Genomic DNA, 1053 nt, shown 5'->3' on the forward strand with positions numbered 1-1053 from the left:
GATTGTGTTGAAGAAGTCGATGATCGGAGCGAGGTGTTGGCCCGCTCGACGTGACCGATGGATGCCTTGCCCTCTCAGGCGGGGGCCGGCAGAGGTGACATCGGGATCAGCTTGGCCATCTTGCGGAGGTTCTGGGCGGTGGCAGCGAGGAGGAACTCGTCTTTGGCGCCGTTTGGACCTCGCAGGCGCAGGCGATCGAGCTTCAGGATGCGTTTAAGGTGCGCGAACAACATCTCGACCTTCTTTCGCTGCCTTCGTGAAGTGACGTAGGCCTCGGTCATGGCGATATCGCGCGCGATGTCGCGGGCGCCTTCATGGATTGATCGCATGATCTTGCGAGCCGGCATGTTGGGCGTACAGCGCTGCCGTAGAGCGCAGTCGCCGCAGTCCTGCTGGCGCGCGCGATATCGAATGAAGCCGCCTTGATCAACATTGGACCGGGGGACGGTGAAGTTCCGGTTTCGAGGGCGCAGGCGCTTACCGCCGGGACAGATATAGCTGTCATCCTTCTGGTCGAAGGTGAAGGCCGATCGCTCGAATGTCCCGTCGGTGCGGGCGGATTTGTCGAACACCGGGATATGCGGCGCAATGCCCTTGTCCTCGACCAGCCAGGCCAGGTTGGCGGCATCGCCATAGCTGGCATCGGCAGCCAGCCGGTCGGGCCGCAGGCCGAACCGTGCCTGCGCCCGGTCGATCATCCTGCGCTGGGCGGTCACTTCGGCCCGTCGTACCGACGTCGTTGCCTCGACATCAACGATCACCGCGTGATCGAGGTCGATCAGATAGTTGGTGCTGTACGCGTAGAAGGCGCGCTCGCGCGTTGCCGCTGTCCAGCGTGATGCGGGGTCGGTGAGAGCGATACGCTTCGGCAGAACCGGTGTCGCACCGCCGAACGCGGCATCGTCGAGCACATCCAGATACTCGCGCACGGCGCGACCGACCACTTCGGGCGGCAGACCTTCATCGCCCGGAACCGAACGCTGCCGATGGACATCGGCGCGGATCAGGCTCGCATCGACCGCGAAGCCTTCGCCGCCGACCAGTCCCTCGGCC

1 protein-coding gene is annotated in these 1053 nt (G+C 64.2%); it reads right to left on the reverse strand.

Annotation, left to right across the window (positions count from 1 at the left end):
- Positions 1 to 74: 74 nt before the first annotated feature.
- Positions 75 to 1053 (reverse strand): transposase (locus tag G6N73_RS35825; RefSeq protein ID WP_165034567.1); only part of this gene is annotated, 979 nt, incomplete at its 5' end.

Source organism: Allomesorhizobium camelthorni, from assembly GCF_011045125.1.
GTDB classification, from domain to species: Bacteria; Pseudomonadota; Alphaproteobacteria; order Rhizobiales; family Rhizobiaceae; genus Allomesorhizobium; species Allomesorhizobium camelthorni.